The following is a 16,234-nucleotide window of genomic DNA, read 5'->3' as shown; positions in this document are numbered from 1 at the left end:
ATGCGACTGCTCATCGTCGAAGACGACCCCGACCTCGGCGACGCGCTGCGCGCCGGCCTGCGCCAGGCCGGCCACGCCGTCGATCTCTTCCCCGACGGCCAGCAGGCCGACGCCGCGTTGCGCGGCGCGCCCTACGACGCCGTCGTGCTCGACCTGGGCCTGCCCGGCACCGACGGCGTGACCTGGCTGCGGCGCTGGCGCGAGCGCGGCCTGGACAGCCCGGTGCTGATCCTCACCGCACGCGACGGCATCGAGCAGCGCATCGAGGGCCTGGACAGCGGCGCCGACGACTACCTCGTCAAGCCGATCGCCATCGCCGAGCTGGCGGCCCGGCTGCGCGCGATGGCGCGGCGCAGCGCCGGGCGCTCGCAGTCGGTGTGGACGCACGGCGCGCTGCGTTACGACCCGGCCAGCAAGCAGGTGCACTGGCGCGGCCAGCCGGTGGAGCTGCGCGGGCGCGAGCTGGCGCTGCTGGAGGTGCTGCTGATGAACCCGCAGCGCGTGCTGAGCAAGGTGCAACTGCAGGAGAAGCTCTACGACTGGGGCGGCGCCGAGCCCGAGAGCAATGCGCTGGAGGTGCACATCCACCACCTGCGCCGCAAGATAGCCCCCGGCATCGTGCGCACCGTGCGCGGCGTGGGTTACGCGCTGGGCGCGGCCGAAGGAGACGAGGCGTGAGCGGCGACGCCGGCCGCCGGCCGCAGAGCCTGCAACGCCGGCTGCTGCTGGCGGTGCTGGTGGCCGCGCCGCTGCTGTGGGCCATCACCGTCGGCGTGGCCACCGACAGCGCGCAGACCGAGGTCGACGAGATGTTCGACAGCGAGCTGATCCGCCTGGCCGGCACCGTGCACGGCGCGCTGTCGGGCATGGCGGCCAAGGGCGAGCTGACCGAGATCGAGCTCAAGCCGCCGGCCGAAGGCGGCACTGGCGCCGCCGAGCTGGAGGACATGGGCCTGGCCGCCTGGGACGCCGAGGGCCGGCCGTTGCTGTACGACGAGCAGGGTGCGCGCCTGCCCTGGCGGCGCGACGCCAGCGGCTTCGTCGACCTGCAGGTCGACGGCATCGCCTGGCGCGTGTACTACCAGCAGGCCGCCGACGGCCGCTGGAGCGTGGCCGCCGCCCAGCGCCAGGAGGAGCGTGACGAGCTCATCTGGGGCCTGCTGTCGGGCCAGCTCGCACCCTGGCTGCTGATGCTGCCGGCGCTGCTGCTGGCGCTGGCCTGGGCCTCGCGGCGCGCGCTGGAGCCGGTGCGCCGCATCGCCGGCGACCTGGAAGGCCGCGACGCCGACAGCCTGCGCCCGCTGCCGCTGGACGAGACGCCGTCGGAGCTGCGGCCGATCGTCGGCTCGATGAACGCTCTGTTCGAGCGCATCGAGGCCGCGCGCCAGCGCGAGCGGCGTTTCACCGCCGATGCCGCGCACGAGCTGCGCACGCCGCTGGCGCTGCTGCGCGCGCAATGGGACGTGGCGCGCAACAGCAGCGACCCCGGCGAGCGCGCGCACGCCGAAGGCCGGCTCGAAGCCGGCATCGCACGCATGGACCGGCTGGTGTCGCAGATGCTGGCGCTGTCGCGCGTGGAGGCGGCCGAAGGCCTGCCGCAGCGCCGCCCGGTCGACTGGGTGCCGATCGTCGGCCAGGTGATGAGCGACACGCTGCCGCTGGCCGAGCGCCGCCGCATCGAGCTGGGCTGCGACTGGCCCGAGCCGCCAGCGCAGCCGCTGCCGCTGGACGGCGACCCGGCGCTGCTGGAGATCCTGCTGCGCAACCTGGTCGACAACGCCACGCGCTACGCCCCGGAAGGCGGCAGCGTGACGGTGGTCTTCGAGCCCGACGCGCTGCGTGTCGAGAACGACGGCCCGCCGCTGGTGCCCGAGCTGCTGCAGCGCCTGGGCGAACGTTTCCGCCGCCCCGAAGGCCAGGCCGAGAGCGGCAGCGGCCTGGGCGTGTCCATCGTGCAGCGCATCGCGGTGCTGCACGGGCTGGAGATGCGCTACGGGGCGCGGGCGGACGGGACGGGGGTGGTGGCGCGGGTGGGGCGCGGGGCGAGCCTGAGGTCCCACGAGTAGATATCGCGCCTGTTGGCGGGCACGACGGCAGACGCCAAGCCGCCGCCTGACAATCTGCGAAGGAGAAACTTGAACTCGCGTCTCGATAGCTTCCTGCTCCGTGCCGAGCAGACACTCGACAAGTACGCACTGGCTCTGCGATCCATTGCCTCGGGCTTCCTGCTCGGTCGCTTCACCAACGAGGTCAACGAGAGCAACACGACTTTCTTCAAGGCCATTCGCGGGACTTTCGACTTCTCCCAGCGCGACAACAACACCCTGTCGTGGATCGCCCTTATCGTGGTTATCGGACTGCCGTTCGGCATCAGGAAACTGATGCTTTTCAACAGGCGACGGCAACGTACTGAAGTGTTCTCGAAGATCCTGAAGAAGTACCGATCGGAGCTGGTCGCTCCGATCTCGGGGATGGCCTGGGGCAGTTCGGTGACGCTGCAGTCAGCTCCAAACATCTACAGCGGCTGGCGTCACGACGAAGTCAGTTTTGACCACCGGGCGCAGCACTTCAGCTTCCCCCAAGATGTGCAGGAAGCCTACGCCACCTTTTGCGGAGACAACCATGACAGGCACCGGCTGGCAGATGACGGCGTCAAAGTCTGGTTGACCCGCAATCCGGTTTCGTTCGTCGATAGTCCCAGGCTCGTACTCGAAACTCGTCTGGCACGGTACAGCCAGTGCAAGTTCAAGGAGGAACGCCTGGTACCGGACGCGGAGTGGCGTGAAGCGATGCTTCGCGAGGTAGTCAACGGGACCATCGGCTTCCCGCACGCGCTATGCCTTCACGCTATCGTCACGACGGCCGACGACCGAGTCCTGTTGACGAAGCGATCCAGCAAGGTCGCCTACTACCCCGGGAACTGGTCGTGCTCGCTGGAAGAACAACTCATTCCCGAGGACCTCGTTCGCAATGATTCGGTCATCCTGTACTGGTCACATCGGATGCTCGACGAGGAACTCGGCATAGGACCGAGCGAACTCAACGAAGAGGATGTCAGGGTAATGTCTGTCTTCCTCGAAGCCGACACGATGAACGTCTCCCTTTGCGCATCGATCGCCCTGGCAATCGATTCATCGGAGCTCGACAACCGCCTCAAGTTGCTCCCGCGAAAAGACTATGAGTTCGTCGACTGGCAATTCATGACCTACGATGAGCTGGCCGAGGAACTACGGTCGCCCAGTAACCATCACCATGGCTCTGCCGGCTACCGCATGTTGTTCGCCCTGATCCGACGACTGGGCAACCCTGGCGCGATCGAGCGAATCCTGAGGCAGCGCGGCTTCTCAAGTTAGCGAAGGCTTTTTGGCGCATACCGGGAGGGCCTCGGCGATATCAACGCGTTCGACACCCCGCCATCATTGCCCATCAGTCGAAGTGCCGCCATGCCCACCCGCCTCGCCTCCTGCTCCTGCGGCCGCCTCACCGCCACGGTGAGCGGCGAGCCGCTGCGCGTCTCGATCTGCCACTGCCTGGCCTGCCAGCGCCGCACCGGCAGCGTGTTCGGGCAGCAGGCGCGCTTCCGGCGCGAGGACGTGGTGCTCGCCGGCGCCTCGACCGAGTTCGTGCGTGTCGGCGACGACGGCGGCCGGGTGCGTTTCCACTTCTGCCCGGCCTGCGGCGCGACGGTCTGGTACGTCGTCGACGACATGCCGGAGGCGGTCGCGATCCCCGTCGGCGCGTTTGCCGACCCGGCTTTCCCGCCGCCCACCGTCTCGGTCTACGAAGAGCGAAAACACGGCTGGGTGCAGCCGCCGCCCGAGGCCGAACACATCCCCTGAGACCGGCGCCGCCGGCCCATAGAAGATGAAACCCCTGCTCGTCTCGCTCGCCCTGGCGCTGGCCTCGGCGTCGGCCACGGCCGCCGAACCGGTGCGCCGCATCGGCGTCTACGTGCTGCCCTACTACGCCGCCGCGGCCGACGACGGCGGCCGCCCGCAGGTGGCGGTCGGCAAGGCCTTCGACGAACGGCTGGCGAGCCACGATCCGGCCGTCATCGCCGACGTCGCGAGGTCCATCCGCGCGACACCCGAGCTCGTCACGCCGATGACGCTGATGGTGCTGGCGATCCGGCTCTACGACGTCGGCCTGCGCGACGAGGCCGTGTTCTGGTTCTACGCCGCCAAGGACCGCTACGCGACGCTGGCCGCGGTGCTGGACATGTCGCATCCGGCGCTCGTCCAGGTGGCCCAGGCGACGAGGGACTTCGCCGTCACCGCCGGGCCCGACCTCAACGGCTACGCCTTCTGCGACCTGGGACGCCAGGCGCGGCAACGCCAGGCGGCGCTGGACTGGGTGGCGGCGCACCCGTACCGGGCGCTGTTGATCGACGCGCTGCCGGCACGCCCGGGGGACCGCCAGGCCCACCTCGAGGCTGCGCTCGCCGATCTGCGCACGCAGGCCGCGCGCGAACGCGACGCGCTGGCGACGCCGGAGCTTCGCGCCCGTGTCGCGGCCACCCGCGAGGCCAACCAGATGCAGGAAAAGTACTGCTGGTGAGGGGGGCAGGGGGCTGGGCCGCCGGGCGCGCCCCGGCTCAGCCCGCCGCGTCGCCGCGCGACTCGTAGGCCGCGGGCGTCACGCCGGCGCGGCCCAGGAAGGTGCGCACGTGCAGCACCGACTGCCGGTCGAGCTCGTCGCCGCCGTGCGGCCGGTGCAGGATGTCTTCCACCTTGCCCAGCGTGACACGCAGGCGCGCGCCGGAGATCGGCTCCAGCGTCGCGCCGACGTGCTTCAGCAGCGACTCGACGTCGCGCCAGTGCAGGTTGTGCGGCGGCGGGTCGTGGAACAGCGCGCGGATCAGGTTCGTGTGATGACGGCTCATGCACGGCTCCTGGAGCTGACGCATGAGCGTAGCCGACGGTCGCGGCGCCGGTCTACGAAGGATCAAGCATCGCCCGGCTCGCGCAGCCAGGCCGGGAGGTCGCGCTGGCCGTGCAGCACGCGCCAGACGTCGACGTGATCGTCGCGCTCGACGTAGAACACGAGGTACGGGTAGCGCTTCAGCGGCCAGGCGCGCAGGCCGGGAAGGCTCAGCTCGTGCCCCAGGCGCGGCGAAGCGCTCGCCGGATGCCGGCCGATGTGCGCGTACGCCTGCTCCAGCGCGTCGACGAAGCCTGCAGCCGCCGTCCCGGCCCCTTCGGCGAGGTAGAAGTCCAGCGCCTGCGCGACATCGTCGACGGCCTGCTGGCGCGCGACGACGGGCTTGCGCTTCACGCTTTGCGGCGCGGTACGGTGGCCGTGCGCACGCGCTCGCGCAGCCCGTCGAAGTAGGCGTCGTCAGCCACCACGGCCGGGGCCGACGCAGCGCCGGCCAGCAGCAGGCCACGCAGCTGCTGGCGCTCCTGGTCCTGGCGGATCAGCTCGCGCACGTACTCGCTGCTGGTGCCGTAGCCTCGCCGGCTGACCTGCTCGTCGACGAAGCTCTTCAGCGCATCGGGGAGGGAGATGTTCATCGTGCCCATCGCATGAGCCTAGGCGCCTTGGCAAAAATTGGCAAACGTGCTGCCTCGAACAGCTTGCCAACCCCGAGGGGCCGAGGGGCGCCACGGCGTCCCTCCGGCAAGCGACGCCCCGGCGCCACGCCACCCGAAGCAGGGGACGCCGCGGCACGGCCGCCGCCTATGCTGTCGGCCGCACGCCCTGCCCACCATGCGCCACCGCCTGCTCGCCCCGCTCGCCCCTCTGGCCCTGTTCCTGGCCACCACCACCGCCGCCGCGCAGCCGGTCCCGCTGGACGAGGAGCCGTTCACGCGCCACGCGGCCGGGCAGTTGCAGCGCACGCTGCCGTCCAGGCCGGTCACCGTGCTGGGCCCGCTGACGCTGGGCCTGGGTGACGCCCAGATCAACCTCGACCGCATCCACGCCTTCTGCCAGCGCAACGCCGAAGGCTGCGCCGAGCGGCTGGAGGCCTTCCTGCACGACATCACCATTGCAATGGGCGACGCCGAGGCCAAGCCCGGCGCCGACGCGCTGCGCATCGTGCTGCGCTCGGCGGCCTACGTCGTCAGCGCCCGGGCGTCGATCGCCGGCGGCCGCGTCCCGGGCCGGCTGGACGCCCGGCCCTTCTTCGGCGGGCTGATGGCCGTGCCAGTGCTCGACGGCGAACGTTCGGTGCAACTGCTGGGCAGCGGGCAGCGTGAAGAGCTCGGGCTCGACGACGATCAGGCCTACGCCCGCGGCCTGCAGAACCTGCGCACGCGCCTGGTGCCGCTGGCGGTGGCGGCGCCGCCGGTCGCGCCAGGCCGGCTGGGCGTGCTGGCCGACGACGTCTACCAGCCCAGCCGGCTGCTGCTGCACGACAGCTGGGCCGGTCTGGCCGAGGCCCAGGACGGCGTGCTCGTCGTCGCGGTGCCGGCCACCGACCTGCTGCTGTACTCGGCCGACGATTCGCCGGCCGGCCTGGCCGCGTTGCGTGCGCTGGTGGCCGACACGATGGCGCGCGCGCCCAACCCGCTGGCCCCGCTGCTGCTGCGCTGGCGGCCCGAGGGCTGGGAACTCGTGCCCGCCCGCTGAAAACCTGTTTCAACGCCGATCGACATGCTCCGACGTCTCGCCACCCTCGCCACGCTGCTCGCCGCCTCGCTGATCGCCGGCTGCGCCGTCACGCTCAACGGCGTGACCGTCCCTCCCGCCACGCTGCAGAAGGCCAAGTCGATCGCCGTCGTCTCGGTGCTCGGCGACACCGTGCGCTACACGCGCCAGGGCTTGCTCCAAAGCGACGACGTTCCGTTCGACGTGCCCGGTTGGGGTTTGGACGAGCGCTATGCCGACCTCTACGCCGAAGCGATCACGCATTCGTTCGGCATCAGCGCCCGGCCCGTGCACGGGCCACTGCAGAAAGACCTGCTGCGCACGCTCTACGTGCGCAAGGGCATCAACGGCAAGGGCCAGCCCGACTGGGAAGCCGCAGCACCGCAGCTGCGGGCCATCGTGCAGCAGACGCAGGCCGACCTGCTGGCCGTCGTGGTGCGCGACTGGACCCAGGCCCCGGTCGCCTTGACCCAGTACCTGGTCGAAGGCCTGGGCTTCACCGGCGGGCGGGGTCTGTGCGCCACGCACGCCTACATGCTGGTGGCGCTGGTCGACGGCAACAGCCTGGAGCCGGTGGCCGGCGCGGCGCTGAGTTGGCGCGATCCGCAATCGCGGTGGCACATGCCCGTCGCGCCGTTGCCACAGGAGATCTGCGCCCACGCCGCAAGCGGCAGCCTGTCGCCGCAGGAGCTGGACATCGTGCATCGGTCCGTCGTGCGGGCCGCCGCGCCGGAGGTCATCGAGCAGACGGTCAAGCGCCTCGTGAAGGCGCGCTGAGGCGAGCCCTTGGCCGGCGCGCGCCGGGTGCTCGGGCAAACTCCCGGTTCACGCCCATCGCCACCCGCCATGCGCATCGACATCGACATCGACACCCTGGACGAAGCCCAACTGCTCGACCTCAACCGCCGCATCGTCGCGCGCCTGAAGCTGCTGCACGACATGAAGGCGCACGTGCAGATGATGGACTTCCGCGTCGGAGAGAAGGTGTCGTTCCAGCCCGACGGGCACCCGGTGCTGTTCGGGATCATCACCAAGTACAACCGCAAGACGGTCACCGTGATCACCGAAACCGGCATGCAGTGGAACGTCGCGCCGGCCTTCCTGCGCAAGCTGAAGACGGTGGACGAAGCCCCGGCCGCGGGTGCCGTGGCCCGGCTTCACCCGGGCTGAAGGCCGGCCCGGCCTCAGCCGCCGCAGTCCACGACGCGCAGGCCCAGACTCTCGAATGCCTCGAAGTCGCGGTCGGCGTGCAGCAGCGTCAGCCCGTCGAGCAGGCAGCGCGTCGCGATCAGCATGTCGACCGTGCCGCGCACGGTGACGCCGGCCGCACGCAGACGGCGGTACAGCCGCGCCGCCTGCACCGCCACCTCGAAGCCGCCGATCTCGACCGGCTCCAGCCGGCCCAGCAGTTGCCGGGCCTCCTCGAAGCCGCGCTCGTCACGAAAGCCCTGCAGCACCTCGGCCAGGATCAGATCGCCGATGGCGAAGCGTTCGAGGCCCAGCTGACGGTCCAGCCACTCGGCCTGGGCCGTGGACTTGCCGCGGAAGAAGTCGATCCAGACGCTGGAGTCGACGAGGATCATGCGTCGCGCCGCATCGCGTCCAGGTCACCGACCCACTCGTACTTGCCACGCAGCCGCCGCAGTTCGGTCTGCTGCTGCAGCCGCAGCAGCGTGCGCAAGCCGGCCTCGACCGCCTCGCGCTTGGTCTTCAGCCCCGTGGCCTTCAGCGTGGCGGCCATCAACTCGTCGTCGATCACGATGTTGGTGCGCATGTGTGTACTCCATGTCGACTGAATACACATCATAGCGCCGCGGGCTTCACGCGAGGCGCTGAGCCTCGCCCCCCCGGGCCCGGCCTCAGCGCTTGATCTTCACCAGCAGCTGCCGCGCCTCCTCGCGCCGCCCGGCGTCGGCGATCTGGCGGCCCGGGCGCGGCGGCGCGTCGATGGCGCGCTGCAGGTAGGTCACGGCGTCGGCCTCGCGGCCGGTCTCGACCAGGTACTCGCCGTAGAAGAAGTTGGCGTCGATGCCCTGCGGGTTCAGCGCCAGCGCCTTCTGCAGCATCTGGCCGGCACGCGCCTTGTCGCCGAAGCCCAGCGGCCAGCCCGGCACCTTGTAGTACAGCACGCCCAGGCTGTTGTAGGCCGAGCCGTCGAGCGTGTTGCCGTCGATCTGGATCGCACGTTCGTACAGCGCCTTGGCCTGCTTGACGAGGCCCAGCGCGCCGAGCCCGCCCTTCTCGCCCGCCAGCGAGCTGACGATGATGCCTTCCCAGACCAGCGGCTCGGCGCGGCCGGGGAAGCTCTCGCTGGTCTTGTGGGCGTTGGCCACCAGGGTCTCGAAACGCTTCTCGCGCTCGGCGGCGGGGGTCTGGTAGCGGATCACCTCCCAGTCGTGCTGCAGCGCGGTGACGGCGTCCTCGACCGGGCCGGCCTGGGCGACCGGCAGCGCAGCCAGCGCGGCGGCGGCGACGACGAGGGAACTCAGCAGGGAGCGGCGGATGTTCATCGGGTCTGTCCTTGGGTGGGGGCCGCCGCCGGCAGGCTGCGGCGATGTTTGCTGAAGCCGGAGTCCATCCAGGCACCCAGCAGGCCGTTCAGGCGGGCGAAGACACGTTCGCCGCCGCCCAGCGTGCGCTCGGGCGCCTCGCTCTCGATCAGCTGCAGCAGCGCCTGGGCGACGAGCTCGGGCGTGTCGCTGGCGGCGCCGGTCGACACGTTGTAGGCCTGCGCCGCGGCGTCGTTGAAGCCGGTGCGCGTGCTGCGCGGGGCCAGCGTCTGCACACGCACCGGGCCGTCGGCCAGCTCGCGCCGCAGCGCCTCGGCAAAACCGTGCAGCCCGGCCTTGCTGGCGCCGTAGACCGAGAAGCCCGGCAGGCCGATGCGGCCCAGCACCGAGCCGACGAAGACGATCTGGGCGCGCGGCTGGCGTTGCAGCTGCGGCAGCAGCGCCTGGGTCAGCAGCATCGGCGCCAGCAGGTTGGTCTGCAGCACCTGCTCGACCTGCGCCGCGGGCACCTGGGCCAGCGCGCCGAAGGCCGGCACGCCGGCGGCGTGCACGACGACGTTGGCGTTCCAGTCGGCCGCCGCCTGCACGACAGCCTGGCGGCCTTCGGGCGTGGCCAGGTCGGCACGTTGCCAGGCGTTGCCGGGGCCGCTGGCGCCGCGGCCGACACCGAGCACCGCGGCGCCCTGTTCGGCCAGCGCCTGCACCATCGCGCGGCCGATGCCGCCGGCCGCGCCGGTCAGCACGACGCGGGTCTGGTCGATCTTCATGCCGCCTCCTCGACGGGTTGCGGCTGCGGCAGCGGCAGGCTGCGGAAGACGTCGCCGTACAGGCGGTAGAACACCCGCGCGGCGTGCACGATGGCGGCCTGGTCGGCGGGGTCGTGGATCTGGTCCATCAGCAGCTCGAAGTGCTGCACGTGCTCCTGGTCCAGCGTGCCGTGCGAGCGCAGGTAGCTGAAGGCCGAGTCGGGCAGCGCCAGCGCCTGCTGGATGGCGTCGGCGGCGTGCAGCGCCAGCGACACGCTGGTGCCTTCGAGCACCAGCACCATGCCGAAGAAGCCCAGCGGGTTGCGCCGCGCGATCGTGTCGTAGGCGTAGGCCACCATGACCTCGGTGGCGACGCCGGGTGCTCCGTGGCGCACGGCTTCGGCGTCGCCGCCGGCGTGGGCGATGTCGTCGAGGATCCACTCGTCGTGGCCGGACTCCTCCTCGATGTACTCGTCCAGCGGACCTTCGAGCCAGGCGTGGTGCGCGGGCAGCGCGGCGCGCACGGCCTTCAGCAGCGGCACCGTGTGGCGCACGTGGTGGAAGGCCTCGCGCAGAAAGGCCAGGTAGCTGGGCCGCGAGACCTCGCCGCGCAGCGCGCCCTGGATGATCGGCGTGGCCAGCAGGCCGTTGCGGGCCTCGGTGGTCTGTTCGAGCAGGGTGGCGTGGAATCCCATGGCGTGTCAGCAGGAGGAGATGGCGGACGCCGCGCCGAGCCCGAGGGCGTCGGCATGGCGGGCGAGGATGGCGTCGCGGCGCGGGCGGCCGTTGGCCGTGGCCAGGCCCGAGGCGGCGTCGAAGGCGTCGGCGGCGCGCGTCCAGCGGGCGACGCGGGCGTAGTCGGGCAGCGTGGCGTTGGCGGCGGCCACCGCGGCGTCGAGCTGGTGGTCGCCGACCGCCGGCGACGACGGCCAGAGCACCGCCGACAGCGCCGGCTGGCCGTCACCGAGCACCACGGCCTGGGCGACGGCCGGCTGGCAGCGCAGCGCGGTCTCGGGCCATTCGGGCGAGACGTTGCGGCCGTAGCCGGTGATCAGCAGGTTCTTCTTGCGGCCGACGACGTGCACGAAGCCGGCGTCGTCGATGCGGCCCAGGTCGCCGGTGGGCCACCAGTCGCCGTGGCGCGCGGCGGCGTCGCCGACGTAGCCGGCGAACAGCGGGCCGCCGACCTCCAGCTCGCCGTCGGCGGCGACGCGCACGCGGGCGTGCGGCAGCGGCCGGCCGGCGCTGCCGGCGTTGTCGGCCCCGGGCAGGTTCAGCGTCTGCACCGAGGCGCCTTCGGACAGGCCGTAACCTTCGTAGGCCGGCAGGCCCAGCGCACGCGCCGCGTGCAGCACCGGCGCGCCCACCGCGGCGCCGCCGACGGCGACGAAACGCAGCGAGGCCGGCGCGCGCCGGCCGGTGGCGGCCAGCCAGCCGCACCAGGCGCGCAGCATCTGCGGCAGCAGGATCAGGCTCTGCGCTTCGTGGCGCTCGACGGCGGCGTGCAGCCGGGCCGGGTCGAAGCTGGACGAGCCGGCGAGGCCGACCTCGGCCAGCGGCGGGCAGATCACGGTGCTGCCCTGGCGGCGCGGCGCCATCAGCCCGGCGACGTTCTCCAGCAGCACCGCGTAGGGCAGCGCGGCGAGGTGGCGTTCGATGGCCAGCGGCGCCAGCGCCTGCACCAGGCCGTCGGCCACGGCGTCCATCGCCGCGGCCGTCAGGCACACGCCCTTGGGCGTGCCGGTGCTGCCCGAGGTGTAGGTGATCTTGGCGGTGCCGGCCGGCAGCGTCGGCCGCAGCGCCGGCAGGCGCGCGGCGGCCAGATCGCCGGCCTCGCTCGCCAGCGGCTGCCAGTGCAGCCCGGGCCAGCGCGCGGCCAGCGGCGCGGCAGCCACCAGCGTGTCGACGCCGGCCGAGGCCAGCACGTGGCCGAGCATCGTGGCGTCGAAGAACAGCGGCAGCGGCACGTGCACGACACCGGCGGCACGCGCGGCGTCGTCGAACACGGCGAAGGCCGCGCCGTTGTCCAGCAGCGTGGCCAGCACCTGCGTGCCCTGGGCCCGCAGCCAGCCGGCCGCGGCCTCGGTGGCGGCGGCGAGTTCGGCGGCGCTCCAGGCGCGGGCGCCGTCGACCAGCGCCGGCCTCAAGCCGCACCCCCGCGGCGGCGGAAACGCATGATCGCGGCGTCCAGCCGGCCGGCCAGCACCAGCGGCCGGTGGTCGTAGTACGTGCCCCAGCGTGCGGCGTCGCGGCCCAGCACCGCCGGGTCGGCGACACCCAGCGTCACCGGCGCGATGCCCAGGCGCACGAAGAGGTGGCGCAGCTCGACGGTCAGCGTGCAGACGACCCAGTCGTAACCCTGCTCGGCCAGGTGCGGGCCGATGCGCGTGATGAGGCGGCGGCCTTCGCCGGCACGCGCGGCGGCCAGGTGGCCGACCTCGACGATGCGCTCGCGCACCGCCGGTTCGCCGAGCAGCTGCTCGACCGGCGCGTCGAGATAACGCTCCAGGAACAGATCGCCGTCGCGTGCCGGGCGGTAGCCGGCGGCAGCGACGAGTTCGCCGCTGCCGTCGTGCAGCCCGACCATCGCCGGCGCGAACTCGCGCACGTCGGCCTCGTAGCGCTCACGGTAGACGCGGCGCACCAGCGCCTCGACCTCGGGCCGACCGCCGGCGTCGCCCGGATAGACGCGCAGGCGCGGCTCGGCGCCCGGACGTTGGACGAGGCTCATGGCCGGCTCCCGCAGCATGCTCGGCATGCAGACTCCCTTCAGGCGCTGCCGCGGAATGCGGCAGCTGACGGGGAGGATGCTCGCGGCCGACGATTAGCGCGGCATTAACGCAACAGCGCCGGGCACCACCGCGGCGTGCAGCGCGTCACGCGCCGAGCACCGGAAACTCGCGTCCTGGCAAGGCTTTGGCGCGTATCCCATGGGCTTGGGCGGTTTCCCGCCCCGTTCCGGTGCGGAGCCTGACAGAATCGAACGATCGTTCGAAAACGGCGTCCATTGCGGCATGTCAACGCAACCTCCCCCCAGCCTCGACCTCAGTTCCGTCCGCACCCTGCCCGAGCTGCTGCGCTGGCGCGTCGCGTTGAGCCCCGACGCCGAGGCCTACCGCGAACACGAGGACACACGCGGCTGGGTGAGCTGGAGCTGGCGCCAGTTCGGTGACCGTGTCGAACGCTGCGCCGCGGCACTGGACGTGCTGGCCCCGGCACGCGGCGCGCGCATCGCGATCCTGCTGCCCAACGGCCTGGACGCGGTGACGCTGGACCAGGCGGCACTCGCGCGCGGCTGCGTGCCGCTGCCGATGCACGCGCTCGACAACCCGCTGTCGATCGCCTACATCCTGGCCGACAGCGGCGCCGAGCTGCTGGTCACGCAGACCGAGGCCCAGTGGCAGGCGATCGCCGGCTGCGGCGCGCTGCCGGCGTCGCTGCGCCAGGTGGTGATCCGCGAGCGCGACGAGGGCGCTGCCGCAGCGGCCACCGGCGGGCCCGAGCTGCTGTCGCTGGCGCAGTGGCTGGCGCGGGCTCAGGCCCGGCCGCCCGCAGCGCCGGTGCCGGTCGACGAGCAGGAGCTCGCGGCGCTGGTCTACACCTCGGGCACCACCGGCAAGCCCAAGGGCGTGATGCTCACGCACCGCAACGTGATGGCCAACGTGAAGGCGGTGCTGGCGCGCATCGCGCCGCGGCCGGACGACGTCTTCCTGTCTTTCCTGCCGCTGTCTCACACCTTCGAGCGCACCGCCGGCTACTACCTGCCGATCGCCGCCGGCGCGACGGTGGCCTTCGCACGCTCGACTCAGCACCTGCCCGAGGACATGAAGACGGTGCGCCCGACGGTGCTGATCTCGGTGCCGCGCATCTACGAACGGGTGTTCGTCAAGCTGCAGACGATGCTCGAAGGCTCGGCGCTGAAGAAACGGCTGTTCGAGACGGCGCAGGCCGTCGGCTGGCGGCGTTTCTGCCGCGCGCAGAAGCTGCCGGTGCCGGGCTCAGTGCCGGCGGCCTGGGACGCGCTGGTCTGGCCGCTGCTGGCCAGCCGCGTCAGCGCGCCGCTGCAGGCGCAGTTCGGCGGCCGGCTGCGGCTGGCGGTGAGCGGCGGTGCGGCGCTGTCAGCGCCGATCGCGCGCTGCTTCCTCGGCCTGGGCCTGCCGATCGTGCAGGGCTACGGCATGACCGAGAGCACGCCGGTCATCAGCTGCAACACGCCGGAAGACAACGACCCGGCCAGCGTCGGCCGGCCGCTGGACGGCGTCGAGGTGCGCATCGGCGACAACCGCGAGCTGCTGGTGCGCGGCCCGAACGTCATGCGCGGCTACTGGAACCGCCCCGAGGACACGGCGCGTGCGCTGGAAGGCGGCTGGCTGCACACCGGCGACCAGGCCAGCCTGGACGGCGGGCGCATCCGCATCGTCGGCCGCGTCAAGGAGATCATCGTCACCGCCACCGGCGAGAAGATCGCGCCGACCGACCTGGAGATGGCGATCGTCGCCGACCCGCTGTTCGAGGCCGCCTGGGCTTTCGGCGACAACCGGCCGTTCATCGCCTGCATCGCCGTGCTGGCCGCCGGGCCGTGGGAGCGGCTGGCACGCTCGCTCGGGCTGGACCCGGCGGCGCCCGAGTCGCTGCAGGCCCCGGCGGCGCGCGAGGCGGCGCTGGCGCGCATCCGTGCCGCCACCGCCGCCTTCCCGCACTACGCCCAGCCGCGTGCGGTGTGGCTCACGACCGAGCCCTGGACCATCGAGAGCACGATGATCACGCCGACGCTCAAGTTGAAGCGCAACAACCTCCAGTCGCGCTACGGCGAGCAGGTCGAGGCGCTGTACCGGCGCTGAGCCGGGGTCAGGCACCGACGCGGAACACCGCCACCGCCCGCGCCAGCGCCGCCGCACGTTCGCGCAGCGCCTGGCCGGCGGCGGCCGACTGCTCGGCCAGCGCGGCGTTCTCGCCGGCCGCCTCGTCGAGGCGCGCCATCGCCCGCGTGGCCTCGCAGACACCACGCGCCTGCTCGTCGGTGGCGGTGGAGATCTCGCGCTGGCGGTCGGCGACATGGCCGACGGCCTGGGCTGCAGCGTCGGCATCGGCACGCGCCGCCTCGGCGCGGCTCGCCCCTTCGGCGACATGGGCCGCACAGGCCGCGATCAGCGCACGCGCCTGGTTGGCCGCGCTGCGGCTGCGGTGCGCCAGCGCGCCGATGCGTGCGGCCACGACCGCGTAGGCGATGCCCTCCTCGCCGGCGCGCGCCGCGCTGACCGAGGCCTCGCGTGCCAGCAGCTCGGTCTGGTCGGCAATGCCTTCCATCAGGTCGATGGAATCGGCGGCGGCGCGTGTGGCGCGCTCGATCGAGGCCATCGTCGTCAGCATCGCCGATGCCGACTGGCCGCTGCGGCGCACCGTCTGGCGCGCCTCGTCGGCGGCGGCATCGACTTCGCGCGCGGTGTCGGCCACGGCCTCGGCCGAACGCGTGATCTGCTCCATCGCCACGGCCGTCACCTGCACGTCGCCCGACTGCTGCCCGGCCAGCGTCGACAGGCCACGGCTGCCCTGCGCGATCTCCTCGGCGGCACCGGCGATGCGGCCGATCTCGCGGCGCACGTCGTCGACCACGGCGCGCATGTTGAGGTTGGCCAGCCAGATGGCCTGCTGCAGCGGCCCCAGTGGCGCGGCGAGATCGTGGTCGCTGCGGGTGGCAAGGTCGCAGGCGGCCAGGCGGCCGGCAGCCACCGTGGCCAGCCGCAGCTGCCCGGCGACACGCCGCTGGAACCAGGCCAGCAGCAGGACGGCCGCGGCAACCGCCAGTGGCAGACGCAGTGGCGCCAGCGGTCCGAGCGGCGCCAGCGCCAGCACGAGCACGGCGGCCAGCCCGGCGGCCAGGGCCGGCGTCGGGCTGCTCGGCCACCGGCGACGGGCGCCCGGGGCCGGCGCGCCATCGGCCTGTGCCAGGCGGGCGTAGCGCGCCTCGGCCTCGTGCACCTGCTGCGGCGTGGGCCGGTGGCGCACCGACATGAAGGCGACGACGCGGCCGTCGGCGAGCACCGGCGTGACGTTGGCGACCACCCAGTAGTGGTCGCCGTTGCGGCAGCGGTTCTTCAGCACGCCGCACCAGGGCCGGCCGGCCCCGATCGTCGCCCACATGTCGGCGAACAGCGCCGGCGGCGTGTCGGGATGGCGCACGACGTTGTGCGCCCGCCCGAGCAGCTCGTCGGCGGCATAACCGCTGACCTCCGCGAAAGCAGCGTTGCAATGCGTGATGCGCCCCTGGACATCGGTCGTCGAGACCAGCATCAGCGTGTCGGGATAGTCCCGTTCGACCTGTGTGACCGGCAGGTTCGACTTCATGAGGCAGGCAGGCCGAGTGGGCGAAGACGTCAAAATATCACT

Annotated in this window: 20 protein-coding genes; 9 read left to right on the top strand and 11 right to left on the bottom strand. The window is 72.3% G+C overall.

The features are described from left to right. From G5B56_RS02605 to G5B56_RS02585, 5 genes are all read left to right on the top strand, one after another. Complete coding sequence (locus G5B56_RS02605) at positions 1 to 678, top strand: response regulator (RefSeq protein ID WP_164962236.1); 678 nt, start codon at positions 1 to 3, stop codon at positions 676 to 678. After that, complete coding sequence (locus G5B56_RS02600) at positions 675 to 2,066, top strand: ATP-binding protein (RefSeq protein WP_164962235.1); 1,392 nt, start codon at positions 675 to 677, stop codon at positions 2,064 to 2,066. Before G5B56_RS02605 ends, G5B56_RS02600 begins: the two co-directional genes overlap by 4 nt. Before the next feature lie 69 nt (positions 2,067 to 2,135). After that, positions 2,136 to 3,353: a hypothetical protein gene (locus tag G5B56_RS02595; RefSeq protein ID WP_164962234.1), complete on the top strand. Its 1,218-nt coding sequence runs from the start codon at positions 2,136 to 2,138 to the stop codon at positions 3,351 to 3,353. Between the two features lie 90 nt (positions 3,354 to 3,443). Continuing rightward, positions 3,444 to 3,839 (top strand): GFA family protein, encoded by a 396-nt coding sequence (locus tag G5B56_RS02590; protein ID WP_009856444.1) that lies wholly within the window; start codon positions 3,444 to 3,446, stop codon positions 3,837 to 3,839. 25 nt (positions 3,840 to 3,864) lie between these two features. After that, positions 3,865 to 4,557: a hypothetical protein gene (locus G5B56_RS02585; protein ID WP_164962233.1), complete on the top strand. Its 693-nt coding sequence runs from the start codon at positions 3,865 to 3,867 to the stop codon at positions 4,555 to 4,557. Positions 4,558 to 4,594: 37 nt separating this feature from the next. Here G5B56_RS02585 and G5B56_RS02580 read toward each other — a convergent pair whose 3' ends face one another. The 3 genes from G5B56_RS02580 to G5B56_RS02570 all read right to left on the bottom strand — a co-directional run bounded on the left by G5B56_RS02580 (position 4,595) and on the right by G5B56_RS02570 (position 5,522). Beyond that, a complete protein-coding gene (locus G5B56_RS02580; protein WP_164962232.1) occupies positions 4,595 to 4,882 on the bottom strand; it encodes a type II toxin-antitoxin system HicA family toxin in 288 nt (95 codons plus the stop codon). Between the two features lie 62 nt (positions 4,883 to 4,944). Continuing rightward, positions 4,945 to 5,274, bottom strand: a complete 330-nt coding sequence (locus G5B56_RS02575) for a type II toxin-antitoxin system RelE/ParE family toxin (RefSeq protein ID WP_164962231.1) — start codon at positions 5,272 to 5,274, stop codon at positions 4,945 to 4,947. Then, positions 5,271 to 5,522 carry a type II toxin-antitoxin system ParD family antitoxin gene (locus G5B56_RS02570; protein WP_164962230.1) on the bottom strand — a complete coding sequence of 84 codons (252 nt, stop codon included), beginning with the start codon at positions 5,520 to 5,522 and terminating at the stop codon, positions 5,271 to 5,273. The genes G5B56_RS02575 and G5B56_RS02570 overlap by 4 nt, the downstream gene beginning before the upstream one ends. Positions 5,523 to 5,709: 187 nt before the next feature. On the opposite strand from G5B56_RS02570, the gene G5B56_RS02565 reads away from it, so the two are divergent. The 3 genes from G5B56_RS02565 to G5B56_RS02555 all read left to right on the top strand — a co-directional run bounded on the left by G5B56_RS02565 (position 5,710) and on the right by G5B56_RS02555 (position 7,761). Next, positions 5,710 to 6,573, top strand: a complete 864-nt coding sequence (locus G5B56_RS02565) for a hypothetical protein (protein ID WP_164962229.1) — start codon at positions 5,710 to 5,712, stop codon at positions 6,571 to 6,573. A 24-nt stretch (positions 6,574 to 6,597) separates the two neighbouring features. Beyond that, positions 6,598 to 7,368 (top strand): hypothetical protein, encoded by a 771-nt coding sequence (locus tag G5B56_RS02560; protein WP_164962228.1) that lies wholly within the window; start codon positions 6,598 to 6,600, stop codon positions 7,366 to 7,368. Between the two features lie 69 nt (positions 7,369 to 7,437). Next, positions 7,438 to 7,761, top strand: a complete 324-nt coding sequence (locus G5B56_RS02555; RefSeq protein ID WP_164962227.1) for a hypothetical protein — start codon at positions 7,438 to 7,440, stop codon at positions 7,759 to 7,761. 14 nt (positions 7,762 to 7,775) lie between these two features. Here the strand turns inward: G5B56_RS02555 and G5B56_RS02550 are convergent, their stop codons facing one another. The 7 genes from G5B56_RS02550 to G5B56_RS02520 form a co-directional block, all read right to left on the bottom strand. After that, positions 7,776 to 8,174, bottom strand: coding sequence for a PIN domain nuclease (locus G5B56_RS02550; RefSeq protein WP_164962226.1), 399 nt, complete (start codon positions 8,172 to 8,174; stop codon positions 7,776 to 7,778). Beyond that, a complete protein-coding gene (locus G5B56_RS02545; RefSeq protein WP_132646477.1) occupies positions 8,171 to 8,365 on the bottom strand; it encodes a type II toxin-antitoxin system VapB family antitoxin in 195 nt (64 codons plus the stop codon). Before G5B56_RS02545 ends, G5B56_RS02550 begins: the two co-directional genes overlap by 4 nt. Before the next feature lie 85 nt (positions 8,366 to 8,450). After that, positions 8,451 to 9,101, bottom strand: coding sequence for a tetratricopeptide repeat protein (locus G5B56_RS02540; protein ID WP_164962225.1), 651 nt, complete (start codon positions 9,099 to 9,101; stop codon positions 8,451 to 8,453). Continuing rightward, entirely contained in the window at positions 9,098 to 9,868 is a 771-nt protein-coding gene (locus G5B56_RS02535; RefSeq protein ID WP_009856452.1) for an SDR family oxidoreductase, read from the bottom strand. Before G5B56_RS02535 ends, G5B56_RS02540 begins: the two co-directional genes overlap by 4 nt. Beyond that, positions 9,865 to 10,542, bottom strand: a complete 678-nt coding sequence (locus G5B56_RS02530; RefSeq protein WP_164962224.1) for a TenA family transcriptional regulator — start codon at positions 10,540 to 10,542, stop codon at positions 9,865 to 9,867. The genes G5B56_RS02535 and G5B56_RS02530 overlap by 4 nt, the downstream gene beginning before the upstream one ends. 6 nt (positions 10,543 to 10,548) lie before the next feature. Then, positions 10,549 to 11,994, bottom strand: a complete 1,446-nt coding sequence (locus G5B56_RS02525; RefSeq protein WP_164962223.1) for an AMP-binding protein — start codon at positions 11,992 to 11,994, stop codon at positions 10,549 to 10,551. Then, the gene (locus tag G5B56_RS02520; RefSeq protein ID WP_240920628.1) at positions 11,991 to 12,578 is read right to left on the bottom strand and encodes a thermostable hemolysin; all 588 of its coding nucleotides are present in this window, start codon (positions 12,576 to 12,578) and stop codon (positions 11,991 to 11,993) included. Before G5B56_RS02520 ends, G5B56_RS02525 begins: the two co-directional genes overlap by 4 nt. Positions 12,579 to 12,861: 283 nt before the next feature. Between G5B56_RS02520 and G5B56_RS02515 the strand changes: the two genes are divergently transcribed. Beyond that, complete coding sequence (locus G5B56_RS02515; RefSeq protein ID WP_164962221.1) at positions 12,862 to 14,688, top strand: long-chain fatty acid--CoA ligase; 1,827 nt, start codon at positions 12,862 to 12,864, stop codon at positions 14,686 to 14,688. Between the two features lie 7 nt (positions 14,689 to 14,695). On the opposite strand, the gene G5B56_RS02510 is transcribed toward G5B56_RS02515, so the two are convergent. After that, entirely contained in the window at positions 14,696 to 16,192 is a 1,497-nt protein-coding gene (locus tag G5B56_RS02510) for a methyl-accepting chemotaxis protein (protein ID WP_164962220.1), read from the bottom strand. Positions 16,193 to 16,234: the final 42 nt, after the last annotated feature.

The sequence above is a fragment of the Rubrivivax sp. JA1026 genome (genome assembly GCF_011065555.1).
In the GTDB taxonomy this organism is placed as follows: Bacteria; Pseudomonadota; Gammaproteobacteria; order Burkholderiales; family Burkholderiaceae_C; genus Rubrivivax; species Rubrivivax benzoatilyticus.
Note: the sequence above shows the minus strand (reverse complement) of the source record. Positions and strands in the feature narration are given on the sequence as shown.